The organism is Streptomyces sp. NBC_01261, assembly GCF_036226385.1.
Taxonomy (GTDB): Bacteria; Actinomycetota; Actinomycetes; order Streptomycetales; family Streptomycetaceae; genus Streptomyces.
Genome location: NZ_CP108463.1, coordinates 154862 through 180845 on the forward strand (window position 1 = coordinate 154862; position 25984 = coordinate 180845).

The 25984-nt window shown below is 68.0% G+C and carries 20 protein-coding genes and 5 pseudogenes; 8 read left to right on the forward strand and 17 right to left on the reverse strand.

The genetic code is table 11. The annotated features are described in order from the left end of the window. Nucleotides 1-434: 434 nt before the first annotated feature. On the reverse strand, nucleotides 435-1361 hold the full coding sequence (locus OG226_RS00585) for a LysR family transcriptional regulator (RefSeq protein WP_329347267.1): 927 nt from the start codon (nucleotides 1359-1361) through the stop codon (nucleotides 435-437). Between the two features lie 119 nt (nucleotides 1362-1480). On the opposite strand from OG226_RS00585, the gene OG226_RS00590 reads away from it, so the two are divergent. Both OG226_RS00590 and OG226_RS00595 read left to right on the forward strand, forming a co-directional pair. Continuing rightward, entirely contained in the window at nucleotides 1481-2224 is a 744-nt protein-coding gene (locus OG226_RS00590) for an SDR family oxidoreductase (protein WP_329347268.1), read from the forward strand. 53 nt (nucleotides 2225-2277) lie between these two features. Further along, nucleotides 2278-2697 carry a hypothetical protein gene (locus OG226_RS00595; RefSeq protein ID WP_329347269.1) on the forward strand — a complete coding sequence of 140 codons (420 nt, stop codon included), beginning with the start codon at nucleotides 2278-2280 and terminating at the stop codon, nucleotides 2695-2697. A gap of 232 nt (nucleotides 2698-2929) precedes the next feature. On the opposite strand, the gene OG226_RS00600 is transcribed toward OG226_RS00595, so the two are convergent. After that, a complete protein-coding gene (locus OG226_RS00600; protein ID WP_329347270.1) occupies nucleotides 2930-3193 on the reverse strand; it encodes a hypothetical protein in 264 nt (87 codons plus the stop codon). Between the two features lie 299 nt (nucleotides 3194-3492). Here OG226_RS00600 and OG226_RS00605 point away from each other — a divergent pair, with 299 nt between their 5' ends. Both OG226_RS00605 and OG226_RS00610 read left to right on the forward strand, forming a co-directional pair. Then, a complete protein-coding gene (locus tag OG226_RS00605; protein WP_329347271.1) occupies nucleotides 3493-3864 on the forward strand; it encodes a VOC family protein in 372 nt (123 codons plus the stop codon). 139 nt (nucleotides 3865-4003) lie between these two features. Next, nucleotides 4004-5461: pseudogene (locus tag OG226_RS00610) on the forward strand (NF041680 family putative transposase). 261 nt (nucleotides 5462-5722) lie between these two features. Here the strand turns inward: OG226_RS00610 and OG226_RS00615 are convergent. From OG226_RS00615 to OG226_RS00625, 3 genes are all read right to left on the reverse strand, one after another. Further along, on the reverse strand, nucleotides 5723-6685 hold the full coding sequence (locus OG226_RS00615) for an expansin EXLX1 family cellulose-binding protein (RefSeq protein ID WP_329347272.1): 963 nt from the start codon (nucleotides 6683-6685) through the stop codon (nucleotides 5723-5725). 700 nt (nucleotides 6686-7385) lie between these two features. Next, nucleotides 7386-7694, reverse strand: coding sequence for an EthD family reductase (locus OG226_RS00620; RefSeq protein WP_329347273.1), 309 nt, complete (start codon nucleotides 7692-7694; stop codon nucleotides 7386-7388). Next, nucleotides 7691-9313, reverse strand: coding sequence for a phytoene desaturase family protein (locus OG226_RS00625; protein ID WP_329347274.1), 1623 nt, complete (start codon nucleotides 9311-9313; stop codon nucleotides 7691-7693). Before OG226_RS00625 ends, OG226_RS00620 begins: the two co-directional genes overlap by 4 nt. A 111-nt stretch (nucleotides 9314-9424) precedes the next feature. Between OG226_RS00625 and OG226_RS00630 the strand changes: the two genes are divergently transcribed. Beyond that, nucleotides 9425-10003 carry a winged helix-turn-helix transcriptional regulator gene (locus OG226_RS00630; protein ID WP_329347275.1) on the forward strand — a complete coding sequence of 193 codons (579 nt, stop codon included), beginning with the start codon at nucleotides 9425-9427 and terminating at the stop codon, nucleotides 10001-10003. Between the two features lie 53 nt (nucleotides 10004-10056). Here the strand turns inward: OG226_RS00630 and OG226_RS00635 are convergent. The 4 genes and pseudogenes from OG226_RS00635 to OG226_RS00650 all read right to left on the reverse strand — a co-directional run. Beyond that, nucleotides 10057-10260, reverse strand: a pseudogene (locus OG226_RS00635) (hypothetical protein); the annotation flags it as partial. 155 nt (nucleotides 10261-10415) lie between these two features. Beyond that, a complete protein-coding gene (locus OG226_RS00640) occupies nucleotides 10416-10979 on the reverse strand; it encodes an MmyB family transcriptional regulator (RefSeq protein WP_329347276.1) in 564 nt (187 codons plus the stop codon). Between the two features lie 12 nt (nucleotides 10980-10991). Next, on the reverse strand, nucleotides 10992-11294 hold the full coding sequence (locus OG226_RS00645) for a helix-turn-helix domain-containing protein (RefSeq protein ID WP_329347277.1): 303 nt from the start codon (nucleotides 11292-11294) through the stop codon (nucleotides 10992-10994). Between the two features lie 11 nt (nucleotides 11295-11305). Beyond that, entirely contained in the window at nucleotides 11306-11887 is a 582-nt protein-coding gene (locus tag OG226_RS00650; RefSeq protein WP_329347278.1) for an ester cyclase, read from the reverse strand. Nucleotides 11888-12003: 116 nt separating this feature from the next. Here OG226_RS00650 and OG226_RS00655 point away from each other — a divergent pair, with 116 nt between their 5' ends. Further along, nucleotides 12004-12627, forward strand: a complete 624-nt coding sequence (locus OG226_RS00655) for a TetR/AcrR family transcriptional regulator (RefSeq protein WP_329347279.1) — start codon at nucleotides 12004-12006, stop codon at nucleotides 12625-12627. Nucleotides 12628-12770: 143 nt separating this feature from the next. Here the strand turns inward: OG226_RS00655 and OG226_RS00660 are convergent. From OG226_RS00660 to OG226_RS00665, 3 genes and pseudogenes are all read right to left on the reverse strand, one after another. Next, nucleotides 12771-13354 (reverse strand): annotated as a pseudogene (locus tag OG226_RS00660) (transposase family protein); the annotation flags it as partial. Nucleotides 13355-13383: 29 nt separating this feature from the next. Then, nucleotides 13384-13478 (reverse strand): annotated as a pseudogene (locus OG226_RS51430) (IS5/IS1182 family transposase); the annotation flags it as partial. 247 nt (nucleotides 13479-13725) lie between these two features. After that, nucleotides 13726-14421, reverse strand: coding sequence for a DUF4142 domain-containing protein (locus OG226_RS00665; RefSeq protein WP_329353269.1), 696 nt, complete (start codon nucleotides 14419-14421; stop codon nucleotides 13726-13728). A gap of 343 nt (nucleotides 14422-14764) precedes the next feature. On the opposite strand from OG226_RS00665, the pseudogene OG226_RS00670 reads away from it, so the two are divergent. Continuing rightward, a pseudogene (locus OG226_RS00670) lies at nucleotides 14765-14867 on the forward strand (IS21-like element helper ATPase IstB); the annotation flags it as partial. 250 nt (nucleotides 14868-15117) lie between these two features. On the opposite strand, the gene OG226_RS00675 reads toward OG226_RS00670, so the two are convergent. The 4 genes from OG226_RS00675 to OG226_RS00690 form a co-directional block, all read right to left on the reverse strand. Further along, the gene (locus tag OG226_RS00675; protein ID WP_443066843.1) at nucleotides 15118-16452 is read right to left on the reverse strand and encodes a ricin-type beta-trefoil lectin domain protein; all 1335 of its coding nucleotides are present in this window, start codon (nucleotides 16450-16452) and stop codon (nucleotides 15118-15120) included. A gap of 53 nt (nucleotides 16453-16505) precedes the next feature. Then, nucleotides 16506-18488 carry an alpha-L-fucosidase gene (locus OG226_RS00680; protein WP_329347280.1) on the reverse strand — a complete coding sequence of 661 codons (1983 nt, stop codon included), beginning with the start codon at nucleotides 18486-18488 and terminating at the stop codon, nucleotides 16506-16508. 101 nt (nucleotides 18489-18589) lie between these two features. After that, complete coding sequence (locus OG226_RS00685) at nucleotides 18590-20998, reverse strand: ricin-type beta-trefoil lectin domain protein (RefSeq protein ID WP_329347281.1); 2409 nt, start codon at nucleotides 20996-20998, stop codon at nucleotides 18590-18592. Nucleotides 20999-21044: 46 nt separating this feature from the next. After that, on the reverse strand, nucleotides 21045-22877 hold the full coding sequence (locus OG226_RS00690) for an RICIN domain-containing protein (protein WP_329347282.1): 1833 nt from the start codon (nucleotides 22875-22877) through the stop codon (nucleotides 21045-21047). A gap of 160 nt (nucleotides 22878-23037) precedes the next feature. Here OG226_RS00690 and OG226_RS00695 point away from each other — a divergent pair, with 160 nt between their 5' ends. Next, on the forward strand, nucleotides 23038-24228 hold the full coding sequence (locus OG226_RS00695; RefSeq protein ID WP_329347283.1) for an RNA-guided endonuclease InsQ/TnpB family protein: 1191 nt from the start codon (nucleotides 23038-23040) through the stop codon (nucleotides 24226-24228). A gap of 180 nt (nucleotides 24229-24408) precedes the next feature. Here OG226_RS00695 and OG226_RS00700 read toward each other — a convergent pair whose 3' ends face one another. Continuing rightward, a complete protein-coding gene (locus OG226_RS00700) occupies nucleotides 24409-25950 on the reverse strand; it encodes an arabinofuranosidase catalytic domain-containing protein (protein WP_329347284.1) in 1542 nt (513 codons plus the stop codon). Between the last annotated feature and the right edge of the window lie 34 nt (nucleotides 25951-25984).

Consider the following 25984-nt stretch of genomic DNA (forward strand, 5'->3'; position numbering starts at 1 on the left):
GGCTCATCTCTCATTTTCGGACCAGAGGCCTACGCAGTGGGGCGGGTGGGACTCGAAGCCACGGCGGACGGATTACGAGTCCATTGGAGATCTTGGCGACCCTTGCGGATCAACGCTCATGTCTGACGTTTTCCCAGTTCAGACGTGCTGATCAGTGTCCGTCCCGTGCGGTCCTTGTCGATGTGTTCCTGTCCTTGCGGCCCCTCAATGACCCCTGGGATCGACGAGTTGGCCGCTCACCCCAGAAGCAGTCGGGCCCGCGCAGTTCAGCAAAGGGGACAGAACCCTCGCACAGCGGATTCCTCTTCCCCGCCAACTGGACTCTTCGGCAGCCGGTTCACCCCCACGTACAGGCAGAGGACGCGCGTATCGTGCGCGGATCCGGGCTCCGTCACGCATAAGCCACCAGCCCGGCGGACCCGGTCTGCCAGCCGTCATCCTTTCGGCGGGCAAGGGACCCGCTGGTCATGGACGTGTGGCGGCATGACGCACGCATGCTCGGCAAGGGTGTCGAGGAACGCGGTGGTCAGTGGGTCCGGATGGGACCGGGTGTAGGCGGTCAGGGTGCGGCGTACGGGCGGGTCGGGGCGGAGCAGACGGCCGGCGAAATGGGGCGGGACGACGTTGGCGGGGACCAGCGCGGGGCCCAGGCCGGCCGCGGCCAGCAGGGGTGCGGCGGCGGTCTGTTCGGTGCGTACCGCCGTATGCGGGCGGAATCCGGCGGCAGCGCAGGTCCGGTCGAGGATCTCGGCGAGGCCGTTGCCTGCGGCGTAGTGCACCCAGCTGCGATCGGCGAGGGTCTCGAGCCGAACGCGGGTCGCGCCCTGCTCGGCGGCCGGGTCGTCGGCGGAAACGACCACGACGAACTCCTCGGTGCCCAACTCGCGCAGCAGACCGTCCCAGCTCGGCGGTCGTGGACCGACCGCGAGGTCGGCGTGTCCGGCGGTCATCGTGTCGTGGAGTTCCGCGGCGTGCCGGTGCTCCAGCAGGCGTACCTGAATCTGCGGGTGGGTCTCGTGCCAGACGTTCAGGACCGGCGGCAGGACGCCGAGGGTGACCGAGTACACGGCCGCGAGCTGGAGCTCGCCGGCTTCCAGCCCGGCCGCACGACGGGCCGCGGAGCGGGCCCGGCCCGCGTCGGCGAGGGCGGCGCGGGCGTGAGGCAGCATCGCGCGGCCCATCGGGGTCAGCCGGACCGAGCGCGGGAGGCGTTCCAGGAGGGGGCCTCCGCTGTCCCGTTCCAGGGCGCGGACCTGGTGGGAGAGAGCGGGCTGGGAGACATGCAGAAGCTCGGCGGCGCGGGTGAAGGACCCGGTGTCCACGACGGTCACCAGGTATTCCAGCTGCCTCAACGTTGCCATACACCCAGGTTATGCCAGAGGTAGAAAGTATGTCTTGGACGTATCAATGAGGCGTGGCGCAAGGTCGACATGACAGAGCCGTACGCACCGGCGTGCGGCGTGAGTGAAGAGATGCCTCCATGTCTGCCTCCCCTCCCCGCTCCGTTTCCCCGTCTCTCGAAGGCCGGCGCATCGTTGTCCTCGGCGCCGGCTCCCGCATGGGCCGGGCCCTGGCCGCGCGGACGTCGGCCGCCGGGGCCGAGCTGCTCCTCGCGGGTCCGGACACCGGCAAGCTCAGAGTGACGGCCGACGAATTGCCAGGAGCAGCCAGGGTGCTGGCGCTCGATCTCGCGGACGAGGCCTCGATCGCCGCGTTCGCGACCGAGGCCGGCGCCTTCGACCACCTGGTCTCGACGGCGGCGATGCCGGCCAACGGGCCGGTCGCCGAACTCGAACTCTCAGCGGTGCAGCGGGCGTTCGCCGCCAAGGTGATCGGCCCGCTGCTGCTCGCCAAGCACCTGGCCGGTCAGGTGCGTGAGGGCGGCTCGTTCACCTTCTTCTCCGGTGTGGCGGCGTGGCGACCCGCACCGGGCCGGGTGGTGATGGCCACCACGAACGGCGCGCTGGCCTTCCTCGTCGAAGCCCTGGCAGTGGAACTCGCCCCGCTACGGGTGAACGCCGTCTCCCCCGGCATCATCGACTCCGGAGCCTGGGACGCCATGGGCGACGGGAAGGAGGCGTTCCTGCGCCAGACCGCCGAGAGCAACCCCGCCCGCCGCGTCGGCACCCCCGACGATGTCATCCAGGCGGTGCTGTTCACGCTCACCAACCCCTACGTCACCGGCACCGTGCTGCACGTCGACGGCGGCGGACGCCTCGCCTGAGCCGACCCGATGGCCCCACACACGAACGGAGCGACACATTGAGTACCCAAGACGTGAGCGGTCTTCCACTCGCCGGAGACCTGATCGCCGACGGCTTCCAGGGCTGGCCTCCGCACCTGCGCCAGGAATTCCAGCGCAACGCATTCAACGGGCACGTCGGCCAGACGCTGCTGAGCGAGACCGACCGGGTGCGCGTGTGGGAGATCCGCCTCGCCCCGGGCGAGCGCGTGCCTGCCCACCGGCACGTCCTGGACTACTTCTGGACCGCGGTCGCAGGCGGCCGCAGCCGCCAGCACACCGACGACGGCACCACCCGGGAGATCGCATACCAGCCGGGCGACACCCGGCACCTCTCCTTCCGATCCGGCCAGTACCTCCTCCACGACCTGGAGAACACGGGTCCCACGACCTTGATCTTCGCCACCGTCGAATTCAAGGACGGCCCCAACGCCCCGCTGCCCTTGCACAGTTGACGGACGGGGCCAGGACACGGTCACCAGCGCCGCAAATTCGACATGGCCGACACCGAAGACGTCGGCGAACGCGTCCACTCCCTCGGGTGCCACGGCACGAAGCCGCTCGTCGAGTCCAGCACCGTACATCACCGGCTCCACCCGAAGGAGGTGAGCCCGTCACGGTCGGACTCGCCCGCGACGGGCATGACGCGCACTCCCGCGCGGCGGAGCGACCGACCGCGCCGAGCTTTCAGGTCCGCTGTTTCGGCAGCTCCGGCACGGGCTCTGCCTCTCGCTCCCGCTGCTCGGACTTGAAGTAGACGCGGACGAACGCCAGAAGGCCCGCGATGCCCGCTGTGACGCAGGTCGGCTCCCCGACTCTGGTAGCCGCCTTCATGACGAGGTCACCGTCGCCGGCTGCGATGCCCGCGATCTGTCCGAACGTGACGATCGTCCCACCGAGCAGGAAGACGAGCAGCGAGAGGCGAGAGGCTACAGAGAGGACTCTGTTCACGACGGCTCCGGTTCCCGGGCGTTGGGCAGGAGAGCGGGTCTGCGACCCGGTGGGCTGAAGGGGGACGGCCCAGCGGTTCACGGCACCCACAGAATCCCTGCGGCGATGAGGACCCCGAACAGGATGGACGGTACGAGGTAGTAGGCCATGATGGGCCCGAAGATCCGCACCGGGTTGATCTCGGCGATACCGCTCGCGACTTAGCTTGTTCTTTATGGTCTGAGCTGGTTTCGTTCTTTAACCTTGGGCCGGGCCCCTGCCGTTTGGCCCGTTCATGGGCCAGTGGCAGAGTGAGCCGGATGATCGGACGCCTGTACACCGTTGTCATCGACTGTCCCGACCCGGATGAGCTCGCCGGTTTCTACGAGAAGCTGCTGTCGCTCTCGCGGCAGGCGGACACCGGCGACTTTGTCGTGCTCCAGAACGCGGCGGAGGCCCCGGTGGTCGCCTTCCAGCGGGTAGACGACTTTCGCGCGCCGCAGCGGACGAATTCCGCGCGTCCTCAGCAAATGCACATCGACGTGATGGTCGCGGACCTCGATACGGCTGAGGCTCAGGTACTCGCCCTCGGTGCGACGCTGCTAGATGGTTCGGACAAGCCGATCGGTTACCGCGTCTACGAGGACCCCGTCGGCCATCCCTTCTGCCTGATCACTCCCGAGGGAGCCTGACCTTGCTCTTTAGGGCCCAGCGTCGAAATGGCCGTCGAACTTGGTCGCTCACCCGGGTATTCGCCGGACTCTGAGGCGGCCTTCGTCAGATCATGTGCCTCGACCAAGGACGCACGTGACCTCGACGAAGGCCGTGAGGGTGAGTTTGCTGCCTGACCATGCTCAGGGGGAAGCGTTCGCGAAAGCGTCACGCTTCCGGGAGGACTTATTCGACTGCCTGACCGCGCGCGGGGACGAACTGTTTGACCTCGCCGACGCGCTGTTGTGCGCCGACGGGCCGGTCACCTCGCCGGTGGACCTGACGATGGTGCCCGAGCACCGGCGTGGGCACAGCGCTTTGTACGGAGCTCTCAACTGGGGCCGGATCGACGTCGAGAGGCTGCGGACCTTGCTCGCCGGACTGCCGTTACCCCGGTTCGAGGGCGGGCGCCTGGTGCTGGCGGTCGACGTGTCGCCGTGGCTGCGCTCGGACGCGCCGTGCTCGGCAGACCGGCTGTTCTGCCACGTCTACGGCCGGGCGAAGTCCGCCTCCCCGTTCATCCCGGGTCGGCCGTACTCCTTCGTCGCCGTCCTCGAACCGGGAGCCACCTCATGAACGTCGATCCTGGACGTGGTCCGGCTCGGACCCGAAGACGACGCCACCGCCGTCACCGCCACCCAACTCCGCGCCGTGGCCCAACGGCTCATCTCAGCCGGCCAGGGGGCGCCCGGCGACCCGGACATCACGATCGTCATGCACGCGGGTTACGACGTCACCCGCCTGGCCTGGGTCCTGCGGGATCTTCCTGTCGAGCTGGTCGGGCGGATCCGCAGTGACCGGGTGATGCGGCTGCCGAAGCCCTTGCTCAAGGAGTACACCCTGGCCTATCCCCAGGGTGGGCGACCGCCGAAGCACGGCAAGGAGTTCCGCTTCGCCAAACCCGAGACCTGGCCCGAGGCTGCGATCACCACCATCACCGACACCACCAACTACGGCAAGGCCGAAGCCCAAGCGTGGGAGCGGGTCCACCCGAGGTTGACCCACCGCTCGGCCTGGCTGGAGCACGACGGTGAACTCCCCGTCGTCGAGGGCACCTTGGGCCGCTTGAAGGTCGAGCACCTCTCCAAGGAACGGGAAGCACCGCCGGTTTGGCAGTGGTCCTCCAAGACCGGCGCCGCCCCGGCAGACGTGGACCTGTGGTGGCAGGTGTTCCTCAGGAGATTCGATCTTGAGCACACCTTCAGGTTCGGAAAGCAGACTCTCGGCTGGACCACCCCGAAGGTCCGTACTCCCAAGGCCGCGGACCGGTGTATCTGGCTCGTGGTCGTCGCCCACACCCAACTCGGCCTCGCCCGGCCTCTGGCCGCCGGCCTCCATCGGCCCGGGGAGAAGCCGACCAGGCCCGAACGCCTCACCCAGGCCCGAGTCCGCCGAGGGTTCAGGAACATCCGAGCCCACCTGCTCTGTCCGGCCCGCGTTCCCCAACCTCGCGGCGCTGGTCCCGCACGACCGCCCGGGACCAAGAACCGCCATCCCGCACCCCGCTACGACGTTGGTAAAACCGTCAAACGCCCCGAGACCCTCAAGGCCATCGGCAGACCTGGCCGATCTTGGTAGATAAAGAACAAGCTGAGCCGGTGGTTCTTTCTCCCACCGCCGGGTGAAGGTCGGCTACGTCAACCCCTTCGCACTGAGCGCCGCCTTCAAACGCCTGCGCGGCATCACCTCGACCGAGCGCCGCGCCACCACACCAACGCCGGGACCCCGGCGATGTTCTGACCTCCGCCCCGCGCGCTCCACATCGAGCCATGAGCCCTGGTCTCCGCCACCTGCCGCCCCGGAGCGTTCCGTTCACGCGGGAGCGGCAGGGCGTTCGGGTCAGTGTCGGGCGAACTGGGCCCGTGTGCGCTGCACGACGTCCGGCCGCACCGCGATCCCGTTGACGGTGAGTTGTTGTCCGTAGATGTCGGTGAGCCTGATGGCGCCACCACACCCGCTGCCGTCGGGAGAGAGGAAGTAGTTGTAGTCGGTACGGGCCAGTTGGCGCCAACCGCCGCCGCTGCGGACCTCCAGCCGGGCCAGCGGGTTGCGGTGGCCGATCGCCTGGATACCGCACCAGTAGGGGCTGGACCCGGTCTTGTAACGGATCGAGATCGTGCCCGCCGTGTCGGGGCTCAGCAGGCTCCAGGTGATCGCGAGCCGGCCGGTCGAGACGGGGGCCAGTTCGGCGAAGGCCTGTTCGCTGAGGTCGAGTTGCCCAGGCGCACAGGGCAGCGGGCATTCGTTGGTGATCCGGACCGTGACGGAGGCGCCGTTCGCCGCGTGGACGCGTATGTACGCCCCGCAGGTTCTGGACGTCTCGTAGTCGGTGGTGTTCATCGCCGCGATCATCATGTCGCTGCTCGGCCCGTACGAGCAGGCGCCGTCCCCTACCCCGGCCTTGTAGACCGTGGCGACACCCTGGTACGTGGACTTGGGCCTGATTCGCCCGGCCGGCGAGGTCGTGACGGGAGCCTTCCGCGGGGAGGCCGATGCCCGCGCCGCCGACCTGGACGCGGAAGCCTTCGGCGTGGTCGGACCGGCAGACGGTGTCACGGAGCTCGTGGAGGTCGCGGACGGGGACGTTGAGGACAGCTTGCGCCCCGGCGAGGCCGCCGGGAGAGTCTCCTGGGAGTTGGCGACGGCCGTGGCCGCCGGCCCCGCGTCCTCCTTGCGGTCCGGTTGCCTCGTCATGACCAGGCAGACGAGAAGTCCCGTGACGATCAGTCCCGTGGTGGCGCCCACCATCAGTCGGCGTCTGTGCCTGCGCTGCCGCGCCGCCTGACGTGTTGTCTCTTGCATGTCCATCCGTTCGGAAGAGCGAGTCGGTGTTGCACTGCTCAGTGGTCACAGGTGGTGGAAAGGTTGCCGCCGATTTTTCGGCGGGTCGGGTACCGACGCATGAGCAGCCGGACAGGAGTGCTGGGCACGGTCTTTGTGGTTCCCGTGCTTCCGCCCTTGGATCCTCAGATGGGAGCACAGCCTGCTGCGGGCGCGGGTCGGTGCCTCTGCGGGTTGGTGATGCCAGGTGAGCCAAGGTGAGCGGGCAGCCTGGTGGGACTGTGCCGTTTCGGACGGCCCCTGGCTCCGGTGGAGGATCCGCTCGCCGTCGACGCGCTCCTGGTGACCGGCCTGCCGCTCCCATCCCGCGCTGTCACCGCCAAGGACTCCTCCGCACGCATCAGCCGAATTCCAACGCCGGGGCCCGGGCGATGAGACAGGGAAACCGGCACCGGCGGCGGACGCTTGGACCTCAGAGACTCCATACCGTCCGGCCGTCGGCGTGTGTGCCAGGCGTCGGAGGACTTTCCGGTGATGGCAGCCGCAGGGGCTGCTGCCTGTGGCTGCGTCATGTCCTGAGCGAGCAACTCTGCGGCCTCGGGCTGCACTTGATTCACGGGCCGCCGCTTGCTTCGAGGTCGGGCCGCCCCATCGGGATACCGCGTGCCGGGAGTGCGCCGCTCCCGGGACCACGCTCACCGCGAACGGATGACCGTGGCAGCTACTCGTCGAGCGCGGCGATGAACATCCGGGAGCCGGGTGGAGCGATCTGCCGGTAGTCGCGGCCCGTAGCCCGTCCCTCGTCGGATCCGAGCGCGGCTTCCAGGGACTCCATGTCCGTGAAATACAGCTCCGCGACTCGATGGAACGTCGACTCACCGCCGTCGGCGGCTCCGGAAACGCGTGCGGACTCCCATCGCTGGAGGCCTGGAACCGCCTCCACGAGGGGCGCGTGGACACCCAGGTAATGTTCGTCGAAGGCGTCGCCGTCGACGGGCTGCGTGTACAGCACCATCAGTTTCACGGTCATGCGCTGTCTCCGGCGGACATGAGGTTCCTCGTGGAGAGGTCGGCGAGCGGATCGCGTTCGAGCACGGCGGATGCCGCGACGAGTCCGCCCATCACCGCGCCGCTGACGCCGGCCGCGGCGATGTCCTGGCCGCTGAGGAACAGGCCGGGCACCGTGGTGTGGGCGCTCAGACCCCGCTGCGCAAAGCGTTCGGGAGTGTGCGCCAGCGACATGAAGTCACCGTGGGTCCGGCCCAGGAAGTGATTGAAGCTGAGCGGCGTGGCCAGCTCCATGTGATCGATCTTGCCTTCCGCCTTGGGATAGAACCGCAGGACCTGGTCGAGCAGTTCCTGGCTCAGTCGTTGCTTGAGCTGCTCGTACTCCCCTCCGCGACGCATCCAGGCGCTGTCCGCGAAGGGCTCGAACAGGGACCATGTCGTCACCCCGGCGATGTCGACCGTGCTCCGCCCGGGGTAGCGGTCGTTCCAGAGCGGATCCTTGGCCGAAGCAGCGGTCAGGAAGTACGCCGGCATCGGACGGTGCAGGGGATCCGCCTCATAGGCGGCGAACTGGGCGTCGATACCCGGTCCCTGGTGTGCCCAGATGTTGGACGCCTGCAGGCCGAGCCGGTCGGCCGGCTCCTTGAGCCCGATGTTGAGGACGACCCAGGTGAGCGAGGGTCCGATCGCCCGGCACGCCCGAACGAGGCCGTCGTCGCGTTTCGCTTCGGCGGGCAGCAGTCGGGTGAGGGTGTTGAGGGCGCCGGCATCGCTGATCACTACCGGCGCGTGGAACCCGCGGCCGTCGGCCATCGTGACACCACCGGCCCGTCCCCCGTCGTCGAGCAGCACGGAGGTGACTTCGGCGGCGATGAGGACCTCTCCGCCCGCGTCCCGGATCACCTCACTGATCGTCTCGGCCAGTCGGCCCGATCCGCCGACCGGGAAGTTGGCGCCGTCGATGTAGTGCCGGATGAGCATGGCGTGCATACCGAACGAGGCGCGCCCCGGTGTCAGTGAGTAGTCGCCGTAGTGACCGCACAGGACGGTCTTGAGCTCCTCGTTGTCGGTGAGTTCCGAAACGACTTCCGTCGCCGTGCGGTCGGAGAAGGCGCGAAACGGTGCGCACATCGCCTCGTAGAGCTCGTCGGCGGCCGGCTGCGGCAGACTGCGCTGCGCGAAGAAGTTCTTGGCCGTCCGGTTAGCCGAGAAGACCAGGTCCACGTAACGGCTGATCGCCTCGGCGTCGTCCGGGAAGTACCGGGTCATGCGCTCCTTGAACCGCTCGACGCCCGACGGGAACTCGTACTCGCGGTCGCCGACGACGATCCGGTTGTAGACGTCTGGCATCGGGGCCCACTCGAGCTTGCCGCCGGTGATGTGGTCGAAGATCCGGCGCAGCCCGCTGTTGGGACGGTGCACCTCGCCCATGTAGTGCAGTCCGGCGTCCCACTCGTACCCGGCCCGGCGGAAGGTCTGGGTGGCTCCGCCGGCCGTCGAATGCCGCTCCAGTACCAGAACCCGTTGTCCGGCCCGGGCGAGGAAGCCGGCGGTGGTGAGGCCACCGATCCCGGACCCGATGACGATCGCGTCCCATGACGTACCGGCATTGCTCCGGTGGTAACTCTGTCCGACGCTCACGCGCGCCCCCCTCCTCGACTGAGTCCGCATAACCGTACTCAGGCCTGGGGTGCGTGTAAAGTGCAGGCGTGTGAGGGGCCCACAGGCAGGCGCCGACCTGGGGAGACGGACGTGGCTGACGCATCAGACGGACAAGACCTGCCGGGCGATCCAACCCCGTGGAACCGTGATTCCTGGGACATCGAGCCCGACTCGATCGCCCTCGCCCTGGAGATCCTGAACCCCCGCGCGGCCGGCAAGATCATGAAGGAAGCCTTCTACGGCACGCGGCGCTTCGAGGACTTCCAGCGTCGTTGCGAGCTGAGCCGGACCGTTCTCTCGACGCGACTGCGTGACCTCGTGGCCATCGGCGTGCTCGAGAAACGCCCCTACCGCGAGCCCGGCGCCCGCGAGCGGGAGGAGTACCGGCTCACCGACAAAGGACTCAGCCTCGCTCCCACCCTGGTCGCCCTCAACGCCTGGGCCGAACACTGGCTTGCCGACGCGCCCGGGCCCACGGTCACGCTGATCCACCGCGACTGCGGGGCGCCGGTCCACTCGGTCATCACCTGCACCTCCGGCCACGAAATCGCCGCCGTCCGCGACATCACCGCGACGCCCGGCCCCGGAGCCAGGCCCGCCCGGCCCGCCCGGCCCGCCCGGCCCGCCCGGCCCGCAGCAGCGGATGCCCCGGCCCCTGACGGGCCGTGACATCCGCATCGCTTTACTGCCTGCGGCAGTTCGGACCACACGCTGACGATCCGCCACTGCTCCCGAGCGGCGTTGGTGTACGTGTACTGGTTGATATTGGCCTCGTCAGCGGTGGAAGCACCGTCCACATCGAGTGAAAGACCGCTGAGCGCCTGACGTGTGCCGACCAACATCGACACCGCCACACTCGCGGCACCGCGCAGGGCCCGCGTCACCGCCCGAGAGGTCACCTGGTTTTGGGCCGCCGGGATCCGCATGCTGCGCGGCCATGCCGACTCGTGGGCCCTCGGCCGACCGACCTTCGCGTCCTCCAGCTCGGAATGGCGCACTCACGTGCGCCGGGTCTGCGGGTTCACTCCGAACTCGACCGACAGATGCGGCAGGCGGCAGGCGGCAGCCCAGAGTGCAATCCTCAGGCGCGGCCGGAGATATCCGGATCTGGATGTACCAGCTCTCTCCTTGTCACATGACAGGCCGCACGCAGAGCGTCCATCTTCTCCCCGTCAGCGGTCTCGGCCGCGGTCGTACACGTGAGGATCCTGAGGTTGGTGCCGGCAGGCATCAGAACGTCGATGTCGATGGTGATCTCACCCACCCTTGGATGCTCTATGGTCCCGCGGCCGCCGGCCCAGGGGGCCGCCGTGCCGTTGAACCACAGTCGGGCGAACGCCGGTTCCCGTAGAAGCAGGCCTTCGACGAGTGAGGTGAGGTGTGCATCACGGGGATGGGCGGCCGCTGTCATACGCAGGTCGGCGACGAGGTCCTCCTCCTCGGCGTCGCTGCCTCTCCACCTCCGAACGGGCCACGCCACATCCGGGTCCCGCCCTCGCCCGGCTCTCGTCTGGAACATCCCAGCGACGAGATTGTGCGCCTCCCATTCGTACGTGCGGGGATCGCCGACCGCAGCCGTCCACATCCTGTTCCAGCCGATGACTGTCCAGTCAGCGGCGAAGACCCCGGCGGGGAACGCTCCCAACTGATGTACCAGTCAACGCACGCTCATGGGTGTCCGCCTGGAGATGGTCCCGGCGGAGGGCGATGCCAGGTTGGCACAGCGGAACAGATGGTCACGCTCGGACGGGTCGAGACGCAGTGCGCGTGCCAGGGCGGTGACCACTTGGGCCGAGGGATTGCGCGCGCGGCCCTGTTCCAGCAGCACCAGGTAGTCGACCGATATGCCTGCCAGACGGGCCAGTTCTTCGCGGCGCAGTCCGGGGATGCGCCGCTCCCCGCCCGCCTCCAGCCCGCTGTCCTGCGGCGACATGCGCTCGCGCCAGCCGCGCAGCGTCATGCCGAGATGGTTCACTGCGCCGTCCCCGTGCCCTCTGCATCCTGCGCGGCCTCCGCCGCACGCGTTGAGACGGCTGCCGCCGCGCGCCGGTCGCGGCCGGTGAGCTTCCAGCCGGCGAGCCGCGCCATCAGGGCAGGGGTCGGCGGGAAGACACCGAGCTGGCCGAGCATGGTCATGTCGTCGCGGACGGCCTCATGCCCGATCACCTTCGCGTCGCGCACGGTCAGTACATGGATCTGCTCGTAGTCCAGCTCGCGTCCGGTCGGCGGCATGACCCTCTCCAGCGTCCCGTCGCGGAAGAGCACGAACGGCCCGGTGTGCCGCCCCTGCATACGCACCCGGACGAACACCTGTCCGCGCTCGTCATCGACGCCCGTGTCAAGAACGGGGAAGCGCAGGTCGGTGAACGCCGAGCGCATCCAGGCGCCGGAGGCGAGCACCCCGGCCGGTCCGGGGATGGCGCAGGCGGCGGGAGAGTTGACTGCCTCCCGATTGTGGAAGTCGGCGTGGACGACCTCCGCGGCAAGTGCCGGGTCGCCGGTCTCTATGACCCTGAAGAGGGAGTGCGCGCTGTCGGTGGCGTTGCTGCCCATGGGAACTCCGCGGTTGTGGGTCGGCGGACGAGTCGCCTCGCCGAATTGGCTCCAACAGGAACCTATTGAATAGGACGATAGTATATCCAGGAGGTCCGGCAGGTATAGTGACGGCCATGCCGACCAAGCGCGCCTACGCCTCACCGCTGCGGGAGAAGGCGGCGGCGCAAACGCGGGAGGTGATCCTGCGGGCCGCGACGGAGCTGTTCGGCCAACGCGGCTACGCGCTGGTGACGGTCGCGGACATCGCCGCCGCGGCGGGCGTGTCGCCGAAGACCGTATTTGCCAGCGTCGGCAGCAAGCGCGAGATCATGGACCGCATCATCGACGCGGCCGTGATCGCGGGTCGCTGCGACGAGGCGATGGAGCAGTTGCGGCAACTGTGCACGCCGCGCGAGGTCCTCGCAGCGCTGGCGGCGGGCACCCGCTTCGGCAGTGAGTCACAGTTCACCGTGCACGAGGCGATCCGGCTGGCGCTGCCCGTGCACGAGGACGGCACGGCACTGTGGGAGCGGGCCACCGGCGGCTCCCGTGCGGCGATGAGCGACGCGGCACACCACCTGCACACCCTCACACCGCGCCCGCGCTACACGGCGGCGGAGACCGGCGACCTGCTCTGGCTCTGGTTCGGCCCGCACGGCTGGCGCACCCTTGTCGTCGATGCCGGGTGGTCCTGGGACAACGCCGAAACCGCGATCAGCGAGACAGCCGTCGCGGCACTCTACGGCGGCGAGTGCTGAACTGTGGCCCGCAGGGGACACTGCCCGGCCAGGAATGAGTCCCGCCGCGGCCCCCGTGAGGCGACATCCGCAGTCGCGTGCAGAGTCGGCCCTTCGAACTCCACCATCCGTCTGGAGGTGCCGATCGGGAGCCGGTGGACTCGTCAGCGGGCTCGGGCCAATGGTTCTTCAGGCCGGCGAGGAAGTTCTCGGCCAAGTGTGTGGATGGCTCGGACGATGGTGCCGATGCTCCGGGTTGAACATCGGGCTCGCCGTAACAGCCGCCAGGACTTCAGCTGTGCGAAGGCTCGTTCTCCCGGAGCTCGCAGCCGGGCATGGTCACGGTTGAACTGCTGGTAGTGCTCGGGCTGTTCGTTGTGGTGATGGCAGGGGGTGCGGAAAGTGGCACCGGCACCCTCGTAGGCCCGGTCGGCCAGGACCAGGATCTGCCGGGTGAGGCAGGCTTGGACGATGCTGTGGGCGCGGGGTCGCGGTCAGGTCGTGCGTGCGTGCGGCCCGGTGTCGCGCGTGAGAACCACAGTGGGGTGCCGTCCGGGCATGCGACGACCTGGACATTCATGCCGTGCTGCTTGTACTTCTGCGAGTGGTACGGCTGGTCCGCGGCGATACGGTCGGTGGGGATGAGCGTGCCGTCGACGATGACGAAGTCTCCTCCGCCCAGCCCGACGAGGGCCTCGTGCAGACACGGCGCCCAGGAGGCCAGGACTTCGAGTGTCTCGTCGACGTAACACGCCTTCGTGTGTAGATGAGCCAGGAGACATGCTCGACCAGCTCGTATGGGACATCGAGCATGGAAGGATACGGAACCAACAAAGCCCCCCGGCCGTCGGCGTGTTCAGTGAGATCACCACGCCAACGACGAGGGGCTTCGCCACGTCACCGCATCCGACCAGCCCATTTCATTCCCACGACACAGGATGAAAGAGGTTCACTCTCAAAATGACCTCTCACAGTTCAGACTCTTTGTACGGACCCGGGTCATGCGTCGCCATAACCCGCACAACCAGCTTGAAATGCCCCAAGAAGATCCGGTCATGATGCTGTTACAGGCTCTCAGCTATTCGGCGAGGGCGAACTGGGAGCTGCCCCAGCCACGACTCAGGTGATTGCATCGATGTCTACCGGAGTGGAAGTAGCGCTTGGCGGCGGGGTGAGGACCACCATCGGCTGACCGAGGGTCGGAGGCGGTGGGGTCAGGTCGGACGAAGGCAGATTAGGCGGAGTGGTCTGCCGCAAGAGGGTCTGGTCGAAGTTAACCAGACCCGTCCTTTCCATAACTGTGATGTGATCAAGTACGGTGTCGTTGGCTTGGTCGGCCAGGGCGCGAACGAGCGTATTCTTCGTGGTAGATCGAATTTTCGCAACCGTGTTGAAGATCGATCCGTGTGTCATGCGCAGGATGTTGGCAAAGTCCGAATCAAACTGCTCACGGGTGTCCGCTGTCAGTGCGGAAACAAATCCTTGCTGCTGAGGGCTCGCAACATTGGGCAGCATAATGTTCAACATTGGTGCTATCTTGCGGCAGGTGGAGTCCAATGCGGAATGACCGTCGATGAGGTGCCGACTCGCAGTGATAAGGGCCGCTGTGTTGCCTTTCTGCAGGCCGAGCTGGCCGACAGGGTATTCCCACAGCCCGGCCGCGCGGACCTTCACAACAAAGTCCCGGTCCGACTCGGTCAGAGGTCCCCACGGCGTCTCGGCAATGATGCTGTCGTGCGAGGCGGGGACAGCACTGGCACCCGACGAACCCGGGTAGACGAGGGCCGCGGCCGCAAGACTCACGGCGCCGCCGATAATGAACGCCCCCGTCATATTCCACGAGAAACGCACTGTACCTCCTGCAAGTCGTAGATCCGTCCACGGACGGGTGTACTCAGCGATACGCGCATAGCACGCACGTGACTCGACGACTTGGGCAAAAAATTGGCGGATTCTGGCTGACGTTGGTGCCGTGCTCTGACGGCGTGTGCCTGCTGGCCAGATTCAGTGAGCCTCCTCACCTCGATTTTTCGTGGCTTCTGGCGAGCAGGCCAGTGGCCCGACTGACGTATCGGGTGGGCGCGGAGTTCACTGCTGCGGAGACGTGGTCCTGCTCGCAGGGAAGGAAAAGCTACTGGTGAGACTGGGGTGGGTCAGCACCGGGCGCCTCCGCGCGGCCATCGTCGATCGCCTGATGTTCAACGGCACGATCATCGAGACCGGCACCGACTCTCCTGCGCCTCGCCACCACCCGGGCCTGAGTCGAACGGGGCGGGCGGTCCGGAGCCTCCACCGATCCCGGACCACTTCACAAAGCCCGTCTCCCGGATCACCCGCAGCCGCGACCACTCTCCCGCTCGGCCTCCCACCGCGCCGTCAACTCCGCGATCTGCAACGCAAGCTCCTCCACCCGCATCCGGGCAGCCGCCTCCCGGGCCTCCGACTCCCCGGACTATGTGCCCATCCAAGTCGGGGCCAGGCCCGCACGGTGTCGTGTCTGGCCCCGGTGTGTCAGTTCTGCAGGCGCCAGTGCTGGTTCGCGCCGCCTGTGCAACTCCACAGCTGCATCTTCGTCCCGTTGACAGTCCCCTGGCCGTTGGCGTCCAGACAGAGCCCCGACTGGGCTGCGGTGATCGTGCCGTCCGGATACATGTTCCATTGCTGGTCCGACTGCCCGCTGCAGTCCCAGATCGCCGCCGGGGTGCCATTGCCCTGGCCGGAGGCGCCCAGGCACTTGTTGCCGTAGACCATCAGCTGCTTTCCGGCGGTGTAGGTCCACTGTTGGTTGGAGCCGCCGTTGCAGTCCCACAGTTGTGCCTGCGTGCCGTTGGCCGTGGTGGAGTTGTTGATGTCGAGGCAGCGTCCCGACTGCTGGCCGACGACCTCCTGGTTGCCGGTGGGCGGTGGCGGCGGGTTCGAGCCGAACTGTGTGAAGAACTGCCACACCGCTGCCGACGTCCAGGTGTGCCAGCCGTCACCGGTGGAACCGTCTATGGGACCGGGGTCGTGGCCCGCTCCGTCGAACGCCGCCCAGACCACCGGGTATCCGGACTTGCATCCGGAGTAGGTGGTGATGATGTGCGTCAGGCTTCCGTAGGCCGGCTCGGGCGGGTTCTGCTGGGTGCAGCCGTTGGCCCGGACGAAGGTGTCGCGCAGTTCTCGTCCCGACGAGATCGGCAGCACGTTGTCCCTCAGGCCGTGCAGACCCATGTAGGCGATGGGCTGAGTTCCGCCGTTGCACCCGCTGAGGTTCGCGCCCGAGTAGACCGCGACCGCGCGGAAGACCGTCGCCCGCGAGCAGGCGAGGGCGTACGACATGGCTCCGCCGTAGCTGAAGCCTGCGGAGAACAACTGCGCGGTGTCGACGCACAGACCTGCTTCGATCTGGCTGACCATGGCGTCGACGAAGGCCACGTCCTGGCCGCCGGGGTTGGCCCAGCCGTTGCCGTTGCCCTGAGGGGCGACGAAGATCGTGCTGTTGTTAGCGTTGTCCGCCAGGCGCCGCAGGCCGTAGTAGGACCAGTTGTACCCGTCCGTTCCGCCCGAGTCGACGTCGTTTGCCGTACCGCCGCGCCAGTGGAAACCGAAGACCAGCCGGTAGGGGTGGTTACTGTCGTAGCCGGCCGGAACCCGCAGGATGTAACTGCGCGTCTGGCCGCCGCTCTGCAGCGTGTGTGTACCGCTCGTCAGCGTTGGGGCCTTGCCACAGCCGGCGGTCGCCGCGGCGGCGTCGGTGCTCGTGGCCGACACCGGCGCGCCGAGGACGCTGCTGAACGAGGTGCCTGCAGTTGTCAGGACGAGAAGTACCGCAGTGGCGATGGACATTAGGAGGGGTATGCGTTTCATACACTCCTTCTTCCGAAGTCGAGCGATGGGCGGGGAACGTCGGTCGACCGGGTTCAGACCCCGGTGATGGTCCATTCGTTGTTGGTGCTGGAGTTGGGTGTCCACATCACCGCCGTCGAGCCGACTGTGGTGCTGCCGCTGCCGTCAAGGGCGGTGCCGGTGCCCCGGTTGATGATCTGGTAGCGGTTGCCGCCGACACTGTTGAGCGACCACTGCTGGTTGTTGCCGCCGTTCCACGCCTCCTGGCGGGCGGGAGCGCCATTGGCGGCGTTGCCCCAGCTGTCGGCGACCATGCCGTTGGTGCGGTTCACGATGCGGGAGTAGCCGTTGCCGAGGTCGATGAGCTGCCACTGCAGGTTGGTGCTCCCGTCGGAGTTCCACTGCTTGAGGTTGGAGCCGGGCGCGACGTTGCCCCCGCTGTCGAGCAGCAGTCCGCTGGTCGCGTTGGCGATCTTGACCCAGGTGGTGGCGCCGCCCGGTGCGCCCAGGACGGGGATCTCACCGGAGAAGGTGAGCTTGACCGTGTACGCCAGGGCGCTGAACGGCGGGTTGGACGAGGGCATGGTGAGGTGCAGGCCGGCGGCGTCCTGGGCCGGTGCGGGCAGGTCGATATAGGTGCCGGCGGTGTTGTTGAGCAGTCTGGCGCTGGTCAGGCTGCTGAGGTTGATCTGAAGGGAGTTCAGCGTCGTGATGGTCATGGTGCCGCCCTGCCAGCCCAGCGTGGTGGCGTAGAGCACTTTGTTGTCCCGTCTGCGGGTGAAGCGGACGTCCTGCGGCTTGCCGGCCACCGGTCCGCTGAACGAGCCTCCGCCCATCTTGGTGGGGCCCTCGCCGTAACTGCTCCAGGAGCGGGTGGCGTAGACGGCCTCTCCGAAGCGGCCGAGCCAGTCACCCATGGCGAGCAGGATCGACTGCTGCCCCGAGGGGATGGTGCCGTCGGCCATCGGGGCGATGTTCAGCAGCATGTTGCCGCCCTTGCTGACCCGATCGATCAGCGAGTGGAGCAGTGCCTGCGTCGAGTAGTAGCCGATGCCCACCGTGTAGCACCAACTGGAGGAGGAGATGCTGTCGTCGGTCAGCCAGTAGGGGGTGAGCAGGTCTGCCGGGCCGCCGCGCTCGAAGTCGTAGACCTCACCCTTGTTGTCGAGGCCGTCCTTGTAGGTCGCGACCACGTCCTTGTTCCACGACACGGACTGGTTGTAGTAGTGCGCGAGGAACTGGAGCCGGTAGGACTCCTGCACCAGGCCGAGGTCGAAGTCCTGCCAGACCAGGTCCGGCTGGTAGCCGTCGATGACCTCGGTCAGCTTGTCGTACCAGAGCTGGTTCTCCGCGGCCGAGCCCTGCTGGCCGTAGAGGATGCGCAGCGTCGGGTCCGACTGGGACGGCACATGGTCGTAGTAGCCGTTGAAGTGATACGCGTGGTGCAGCGAGGCCATGAACTTCAGGCCCTGTCCGCGGATGGCCTGCGCGTGCAGTCCCAGGAGGTCGAGTCCGGGGCCGTGCTGGACCGAGTTCCACGGGTTGGAGCGGCTGTTCCACATGGAGAAGCCGTCGTGGTGTTCGGCGACCGGGCCGGCGAACTTCGCGCCTGCGGCCTTGAAGAGCTGGGCCCAGGCGTTCGGGTCCCAGTTGCCGCCCTGGGAGGGAAGCTTCGGGGCGAACTGCACGTAGTTGCCGGCCTTGTCGCGGGCGCCGTCGATGAAGTTGTTGTACGGCCATACCGAGGGGTCGCCGTAGGTGGTCTTGTGGTGGTTGTTCTCGGCCGAGCCGCCGATGTACATGTTGCGCGGATACCACTCGTTCCCGAAGGCGGGAACGCTGAAGACGCCCCAGTGGTAGTAGATGCCGAACTTGGCGTCCTGGAACCAGGCCGGGGCCGGGGGGTGTTGGTCCACGGAGGGCCAACTCGCGGTGTAGCTTCCGGGGCCGTCGGTCGCGGCGGCCTCGGGGGCGAACCGAAGGAGGCCGTAGGCCGTGGCCGCGCCGGCCGCCGCGAGCAGGCTGCGTCGGCTGACCGGGAGGGAGGAGGAGGGCATGCGGGGGCCTCTCGGGGGGATGGGCAGAGGTGAGTCTCAGGAATCCGGGATCCGCGGGATCGACCGCGGCTGGGCGGCGGACACGCCGGCCGGTCACCGGGTCAACTGCGCGTCCACTTCTGGTTGCTGCCGCCGTTGCAGGTCCACAGCTCCAGCAGGGTGCCGTTGGCCGTTCCCGCGCCGGAGGCGTCCAGGCACAGGCCGGACTGGACACCGGTGATCGTGCCGTCGGCGTTGATCGTCCACTGCTGGTTGCTGCCGCCACCGCAGGTGAAGATGTCCACCTTGGTGCCGGGGCTGGTGCCCTGGCCCGCGGCGTCCAGGCAGGAACTGCCGTAGACGCGCAGCTCCCCGGCCGAGGTGCTCGTCCACTGCTGGTTGCTGCCGCCGTTGCAGTCCCACAACTGCACCTGGGTGCCGGACGTCTGCGACTGGTTCGGCACGTCCACGCACCGGCCGGAGCCGACCCCGGTGACCGCGGCGGTCGTGCCGCCGGATCCGCCGCTGCCGGGCGTGATGGACAGGTTGTCGAACTGCGCCGTCTCGCTCTGGCCCGTCGCGTAGCCGATCTGGCCGCCGGCCCAGGTGTTGTCGTTCACGGAACCGACGGTGGAGCCGTCGATGACGGCGGTGATGCTGTTGCCGGAGAAGGTGAGGCCCAGGGTGTGCCACCGGTTGGTGCCCAGCGCCGTGGTCGTGCCGCGGGCCAGGGTGGAGACGTTGCCGTTGGTGTTGGAGTTCAGGACCGACCAGGCTCCGGTGTCACTCACCCGCAGGTGGTAGGCGTTCAGTCCGCCGGTGCTGCTGTAGTCCTGTGCGCCCGCGCGGCCGATCAGCTCGGCGTATCCGGACTGTTCGAGCAGCACGTCGGAGGAGACGGTGTAGTTGCTCCAGCCCACCTCTCCGAGCAGGGCGTGCGGATCGGACGGCGCGTCCCAGGTGATCGGCTTCTGCGGACTCATCTGGCGTACGCACTTGCCGCTACGGCCGCCGCCGCAGCCGACCGTCTCGAAGGCGCCCTGCCAGTCCATCAGGTACTTGGCCTCGATGCCGGTGGCGTAGCTGTCGAAGGAGTCGCTGTACGGCAGGTTCAGCGTGCCCCGGCCGGGACCGGCGGCGGTGCCCTTGCCCTGTCCGGTCGTGGTGGTCAGGGTGTACACGCGGCCGGGCTGCACGGTCAGGCTGAACGCGCCGCCGGACGGGGTGATGTCCGAAGCGCGCACGAAGTAGTCGGACGTGTTGTTGGATCTGACGTCGGTCGACCAGACGTGGACGGTCTTGGTGGACGACAGTCCTCCGCTGACGGTGAAGTTCAGCGTCTGGGCGCTGCCGGCGTCCATCGTCTCGATGACCGTGGAGTAGTCGGAGTTGTTCGTGGACTTCAGCGACACATAGCTGCCGTTGTTGCGGTTGCCGCCGATATAGCCGCTGGAGTCGTCGAGGTAGTGCCAGCCCGGGGCGGTGAACTGACTCGTCTGCGCCATCACCCAGGCGTTCTTGCCGATGGCGTAGTAGCCGGACCACGGCTGCGGGGCCAGGGCGAGACCCATGGTGGGGTACGGAATGTTCGGTGTGACCGAGGCGACCACAGGCCAGTTGAGATACGCGGTCATCCGGCCGTCGATGTATCCGCGGTTGATGCCGCGGGCCACGGCCTGCGCTCCCGCGTTGTAGTCGTCGGAGCCGTTCTCGCTCGCCCACAGTTGTTTGCCGGTCGAGGTGGCGGACGACGGCACCGTGCAACTGGTCTGGGAGGACCGGTAGCCGCACGGGTAGTGCGTACCGATGATGTCCACCGACGCGCGGAACGCCGCGTTGGAGTTGATGTCGTTGGCCACCCCCCAGTCCGAGTCGGCCGCGACGATCTTGACGCTGCCGTAGCCGTTGGAGTTGAGCGCGCTGCGCAGTTGCTCGTACCAGGAGACGTTGTAGCCGCGCTCGTTCCACCCGCCGAGGTAGTCGATGCTCAACCCGTGCTGTTTGGCACAACCGAGCCACGAGACCAGGTAGTTGACCATGTCGGTGGACCAGAAGTTGCCGCCGCCGATCCAGCCGGGCGCGCCCCAGGCGAGCCCGTACAGCTTGATGTCCGGGTTGCGCGCCTTGGCCTGCTCCATCAGCCACCACTCGTAGCCCCGGTCGCAGTTGAGGTCGGACCGGGTGTGCTGGTGGCTCGGCTCGGCGCCCGAGGTGGAGTTGGTGTCACCGCCGATCTCGGCTTTGAGGACCTGCAGGGCGGCGCCGTAGCCGGGCTTGAACAGGTAGTCCAGGACCTGGCCTCGTTGGGGCTCGGGATAGTCGATCAGGAGTCTGCTGTTGCCGCCCCCGCCGCTGATCGCGCCGACGCCGTCGAACGTACGGCCGCCCGAGGCGCCGTTGATCGTGATCGAGGTGGCGGCCCGGGCCGGCGTGGCCGTCGTGCCCACGATGCCGCCGGCGGCCAGAACGAGGCCCGTGAGCAGGGCTGTGGGGACGCGCAGGCGCCGCAACAGCCGACTGAGTGCAGACACAGTGGTTCCTTCCGCAGGTCGAGGGGTGTCCGGGGCGGAGCTCTGGTCAGCGCGGCACGAAGTCCTGGTTGGTGCCGGGCGCGTTCTTGCACGGCCACTGGTCCAGTTGCTGACCCAGGCTGCTGCCGCCGCCGTAGACGTCCAGGCACAGGGCGCTGTTCTTGTTCTGGAAGGCGTAGGAGCCGTCGGACTGCCGCACGGGCAGCCAGAGGCCGGCTGCCGCCGTGCCGGGGGCCTGCTGGACGATGTCCGGGGTGCCCGCCGCCGTGGAGCTGCCGGCCACGGCCACGTCCAGGCCCGAGTTCTGGGCCCGCAGTTCGCCGTAGCCGCCCGAGGCCGGCACGAACTGGAACTGCTGGTTGCTCTGCCCGGTGCAGGTCCACTGGTCGATCGCGGCGCCCGCGCCGGCGGAGTTGCCGTACACGTCAAGGCACAGGCTGTTCTGGGCGACCGCGAGGTGGTGGTACCCGCTCGGGAAGCCGCCGCCGTCGGCCGAGGCGGGTGTCAGGTAGACGGCGAACGCGTCGTGCGAGGCCCGGAACGTGAACGGCACGGTGATCGAGCCGCCCGAGGCGCTGACGTTCTGGTCGTACACGACCTGTGGTGCGGCCAGCGGCGCCTGGTCCGGGATGCGGTGCACGGTGACGTTCACGCTGCCGGCGTTCGCCAGCCACGGCACGGACACCAGCCCGTTGAAGGTCACGGACGCGGTGCCGCTGTTCCCGTTCGCGTCGCCGATGATCGCCACCACGCGCCTGTTGGCGGGGTCCTCGGAGGCCGAGATCGCGGTCGAGCCGACCTGTCCGGAGGTGTCCACGAGGGTGCCGGTCATGTCGGCGTAGTCCCGAAGCGCCCACCAGTTGCCGGTCGGCTGCCAACCGCCCCCGCTCTGGGTCAGGACTCCTGTCAGGTTCGGGGTGACGCAGCACACCCAGTTGCCACGCATCGCGTTCGTGTACCCGGACTGCGCGAACCGCGCCAGGTACCAGGCCGTCACCCCGGCGGTCTGCCGGTCGGCGGGCTGGTACTCGTTCGCGGACAGCGGCAGCGCACCGATGCCCGCCGTGGTCAGGGCACTGTTGAGGGACTGCGAGACAGTGACGGGGTCGTCGACATCGCCCTCGTCGTGGTTGGTGATCATGTCCGGCACCGTCCCGGCCGCCTTCACATGCGCGAGCCAGGTCCGCCATTCACCCGGGTTGCTCTGCGGCGTGAACGCGAGTGAGGGCCCCACGATCTGCGCCGAGGGGGCGAGGCGCCGGATCTCCCGGTAGGCGGTGTCCCACATCTGGAAGTACTGGGCGCTGTTCACACCGCGGGTCCAGAAGACGGAGATGTCCGGCTCGTTCCAGATGTCGTAGGAGAACTTCAGTCCCGAGGCCTGGAGCGCTCCCACCGTGGAGTCGATGAAGCTGACCCAGTTCGAGCAGTTGCCGTTGTCGCAGGGGTAGACCGTGTTCGACGGCTGGCCGCCGTTGGCGCCGTAGATGTCGCTGACCAGCACCTGGTACTGCGCGTGGTACGGCGGCTGGGTGAGCCGTTTCGCCTGCGCGACGATCGAGTCGAGGTCGGCCCGGGTGGCCGCGCCGTACTGGTAGCTGTCCTTGATCCAGCCACCGGAGAACCAGCCGCCGCCGCGGAACGCGTTGATCCCCAGCGGCTGAAGGAACTGGTCCACGGGCTGGCTGCCGTCCTGGCTGATGCCGTAGAGGAACCCCTCCCCCACGCCGGTCGACAGCCCTCGCGTCGATGCCAGGTTCACACTCAGCGATTCGTTCGATGCGGCCTGGGCCTCGGCCGTCGACAGCAGGCTCAGCACCAGCGCCAGGACGACGCCGGCTGCCATGGCCAGACGGCCGGCCCTCGCTCTCGTCCTCATCGGGGTTCTCCTTCGTGGATACTCCCGGCTTCAGCCGGGGGAGGAAGCGAAGCTCCTGCGGAGCAGGGCAGGGAAAGCCGGTTCGCCGTCAGGCGGACCGGCGTCCACCGTCTACCGGCCGACACCCGCCATTCCCAAGGGAGTTGGTACGTTGTGAGGTATGGCGCGGCAGGTCAAGCGGGCGTTCAAGTACCGCTTTTACCCCACGGACGGGCAGGCGGCGGAGTTGTCGCGTACGTTCGGCTGCGTCCGTCTCGTCTACAACAAGGCACTGGAGGAGCGCACCCGGGCCTGGTACGGCGAGCAGCGCCGCATCTCCTACATCCAGTCGTCGGCCGCGCTGACCCAGTGGAAGAAGACCGAGGAGCTGGCCTTCCTGGCGGAGGTGTCCTCGGTTCCGCTCCAGCAGGCGCTGCGTCATCTTCAGGCGGCGTTTGGGAACTTCTTCGCCAAGCGTGCGAAGTACCCGCGTTTCAAGTCCCGGAAGAAGTCGCGAGCGTCGGCCGAGTACACCCGCTCCGCCTTCACGTGGCGCAAGGGACAGCTGACGTTGGCGAAGATGGCCGACCCTTTGGACATTCGTTGGTCGCGTCCGCTGCCCGAGGGGGCGGAGCCGACCACGGTGAGCGTGTCCCGCGACGCGGCGGGCCGCTGGTTCGCGTCCCTGCTGTGCGAGGACACCATCGCCCCGGCCGCCGCGACCACAGCGGCAGTCGGACTGGACGCCGGGATCACCTCCCTGGTGACCCTGTCCACCGGGGAGAAGGTCTCCAACCCCAAGCATGAGAAGCGTGACCGCGTGCGGCTGGCCCGAGCGCAGCGGGAACTGTCGCGCAAGGCGAAGGGCTCGGCGAACCGGGAGAAGGCCCGCCGCAAGGTCGCCCGCGTGCACGCGCGGATCACCGACCGGCGCCGCGACTTCCTGCACAAGCTGTCGACTCGTCTCGTCCGTGAGAACCAAACGGTCGTGATCGAGGACCTCACCGTCCGCAACCTGCTGAAGAACCACACGCTCGCGCGCGCCATCAGTGACGCGTCGTGGACGGAACTGCGCTTCATGCTGGAGTACAAGTGTGCCTGGTACGGGCGTGAACTCGTCGTGATCGACCGCTGGTTCCCCAGCAGCAAGCTGTGCGGAACCTGCGGCACGGTCGTAGCGAAGATGCCGCTGAACGTTCGCGCGTGGACGTGTGATTGCGGTGCCGTGCATGACCGCGACATCAACGCGGCACGCAACATCAAGGCGGCCGGGCTGGCCGTCTCTGCCTGTGGAGCTGGTGTAAGACCTCAAGGGAGTTCTCCCGGCGGGCAGTCGGCGTTGAAACAGGAACCCCTACAGCGCGAGCCGTAGGAATCCCCCTCCTCCAGGAGGGGGAGGAAGTCAATCGATCCTCCTGCGGTTCGGCGCCGCCGCGCTGCGGCGCACGCGTGATGGACAGGGCCGGCTTCTGGAAGCGGTGCGGTGCGGTGACAATCCGGGGCGGCGGTCGGTCACCGCCCCGGCGCTGCGTGGTGCGGTCTCCTTACGGCGTCAGCTCGGCGACCACTGCTGGTTGGATCCGCCGTTGCAGGTCCACAGTTCGACGGGGGTGCCGTTGGCCGTGGCGGCACCGGTGACGTCCAGGCACAGGCCGGACTGGGCGGAGGTGACGGTGCCGTTGGCGTTGAGGTTCCACTGCTGGTTGGTCTGGCCGTTGCAGGTCCAGGTGACGACCTTGGTGCCGGGGCTGGTGCCCTTGTTGTAGGCGTCCAGGCACAGCTGGCTGCTGCCCGAGTAGACGGTGAGCTGGTGGGAGGCGGTCTGGGACCAGGTCTGGTGCGTCGCGCCGGTGCAGTCCCGGATCTGCGTCTGCGTACCCGGCGTCGTGGACGCACCCGGTACCTCCAGACACTTGCCCGCACCCACCGCGTGCAGCGCGGTCACCGTGCCGCCACCGCCTCCCGACCCGTAGCCGGCGGCGGTGACGGCTGCCTGCACGGCGTTCTCGGTGGCGTCGGAGGGATAGCCCGCCGTCATCGCGCCTTCGAAGAACTCCCCCACCCCATTGGGACTGTTGTCGCCCCCGGTGCCGAGCAGGACCGAACTGTCGACCTTCATCGGCGAGTAGCCGTTGGGCAGCGGGCCGGAGAACGCCGTGGTCAGGCCGCCGCTAACACCGTTGCCGTATTTGAGAGTGAAGTTGGTGGTGCCGTTGTTCTTCAGCCATGCGCTGACGAACGGGTAGTGCACGCCGGAGTTGTTCGGGTCTTTGTTGGAGCCGGTGTTGGTGTGGAACATGCCGTTCTCCAGGTCGGCCTCGACCCACGGGCCGCTGCCGGCGCATCCGCCGAACCAGCAGGCGGTGCCCCAGTAGATGGCGTTCATGGTGGCGTTGCCGGTGTCGGTGTGGGAGTTCTCACCACTGCCGTAGTCGAAGCAGCACCACTGGCTCGTGTAGTTCGACGACGTCACCATGTAGATGCCTTCGGGCTGGGACCCGGTGGGCACTCCGCTCGCGTGGTCGAGCCGGTAGCCGACGCCAGGGGTGACCTTGACCCCGAAGACCTGGTGGCCTGCCGCGGTCACCGGCAGCGCCATGGCGTCCGCACCGACGTCGGATCCGTTCGGGCCGGGGCCCTTCCAGTAGCCGCCCCAGGAGATCGGCATGTCGTTGTGCTTGGTGGTCTGGTCGTAGATCTTGGTGATCGTGCACGAGGTGCCCGCGCAGAACGACACCTGGGACGCCGCGTCGGCATATCCGCCCGCGCTGAGCACTCCGATGTCGCGGTAGCCGTGGTCGGAGGCCCTCTGGATCTGGTACAGCGGCCCGTCGTACGACGCGAAGAGCGCCCTGGTGGTGGCGTGCGCCGTCACACACGGCGTGCCGCCCGCGGCGTAGAGGTCGCACGGAAGCGAGGCGTCGGCCGCTGCGGTGTTCACCGTGTGGGCCGCCGAGCGGACGGTGGCGTCCGACCCGGTCCACGGGGACGTGGCGAACGCCGGTGTGCCCAACGCGGCCACGACCATCGCCAGGACGACCAGGAGCACGGCCGGGAATCCCCTGCGCCGGCGATCGGTCGCTGATCCGATCATGGAGACCTCCTCTGTGGCGGTGCCGCCGCACGGC

What these genes read in the sequence shown, in the direction of transcription:
- OG226_RS00680 (WP_329347280.1), bottom strand. Translation starts at nt 18,488, where the DNA reads ATGCCCTCCTCCTCCCTCCCGGTCAGCCGACGCAGCCTGCTCGCGGCG.
- OG226_RS00620 (WP_329347273.1), bottom strand. Translation starts at nt 7,694, where the DNA reads ATGACCGTGAAACTGATGGTGCTGTACACGCAGCCCGTCGACGGCGAC.
- OG226_RS00615 (WP_329347272.1), bottom strand. Translation starts at nt 6,685, where the DNA reads ATGCAAGAGACAACACGTCAGGCGGCGCGGCAGCGCAGGCACAGACGC.
- OG226_RS00650 (WP_329347278.1), bottom strand. Translation starts at nt 11,887, where the DNA reads ATGGGCAGCAACGCCACCGACAGCGCGCACTCCCTCTTCAGGGTCATA.
- OG226_RS00700 (WP_329347284.1), bottom strand. Translation starts at nt 25,950, where the DNA reads ATGATCGGATCAGCGACCGATCGCCGGCGCAGGGGATTCCCGGCCGTG.
- OG226_RS00690 (WP_329347282.1), bottom strand. Translation starts at nt 22,877, where the DNA reads ATGAGGACGAGAGCGAGGGCCGGCCGTCTGGCCATGGCAGCCGGCGTC.
- OG226_RS00585 (WP_329347267.1), bottom strand. Translation starts at nt 1,361, where the DNA reads ATGGCAACGTTGAGGCAGCTGGAATACCTGGTGACCGTCGTGGACACC.
- OG226_RS00645 (WP_329347277.1), bottom strand. Translation starts at nt 11,294, where the DNA reads ATGACGCTGCGCGGCTGGCGCGAGCGCATGTCGCCGCAGGACAGCGGG.
- OG226_RS00590 (WP_329347268.1), top strand. Translation starts at nt 1,481, where the DNA reads ATGTCTGCCTCCCCTCCCCGCTCCGTTTCCCCGTCTCTCGAAGGCCGG.
- OG226_RS00605 (WP_329347271.1), top strand. Translation starts at nt 3,493, where the DNA reads ATGATCGGACGCCTGTACACCGTTGTCATCGACTGTCCCGACCCGGAT.
- OG226_RS00675 (WP_443066843.1), bottom strand. Translation starts at nt 16,452, where the DNA reads ATGAAACGCATACCCCTCCTAATGTCCATCGCCACTGCGGTACTTCTC.
- OG226_RS00695 (WP_329347283.1), top strand. Translation starts at nt 23,038, where the DNA reads ATGGCGCGGCAGGTCAAGCGGGCGTTCAAGTACCGCTTTTACCCCACG.
- OG226_RS00655 (WP_329347279.1), top strand. Translation starts at nt 12,004, where the DNA reads ATGCCGACCAAGCGCGCCTACGCCTCACCGCTGCGGGAGAAGGCGGCG.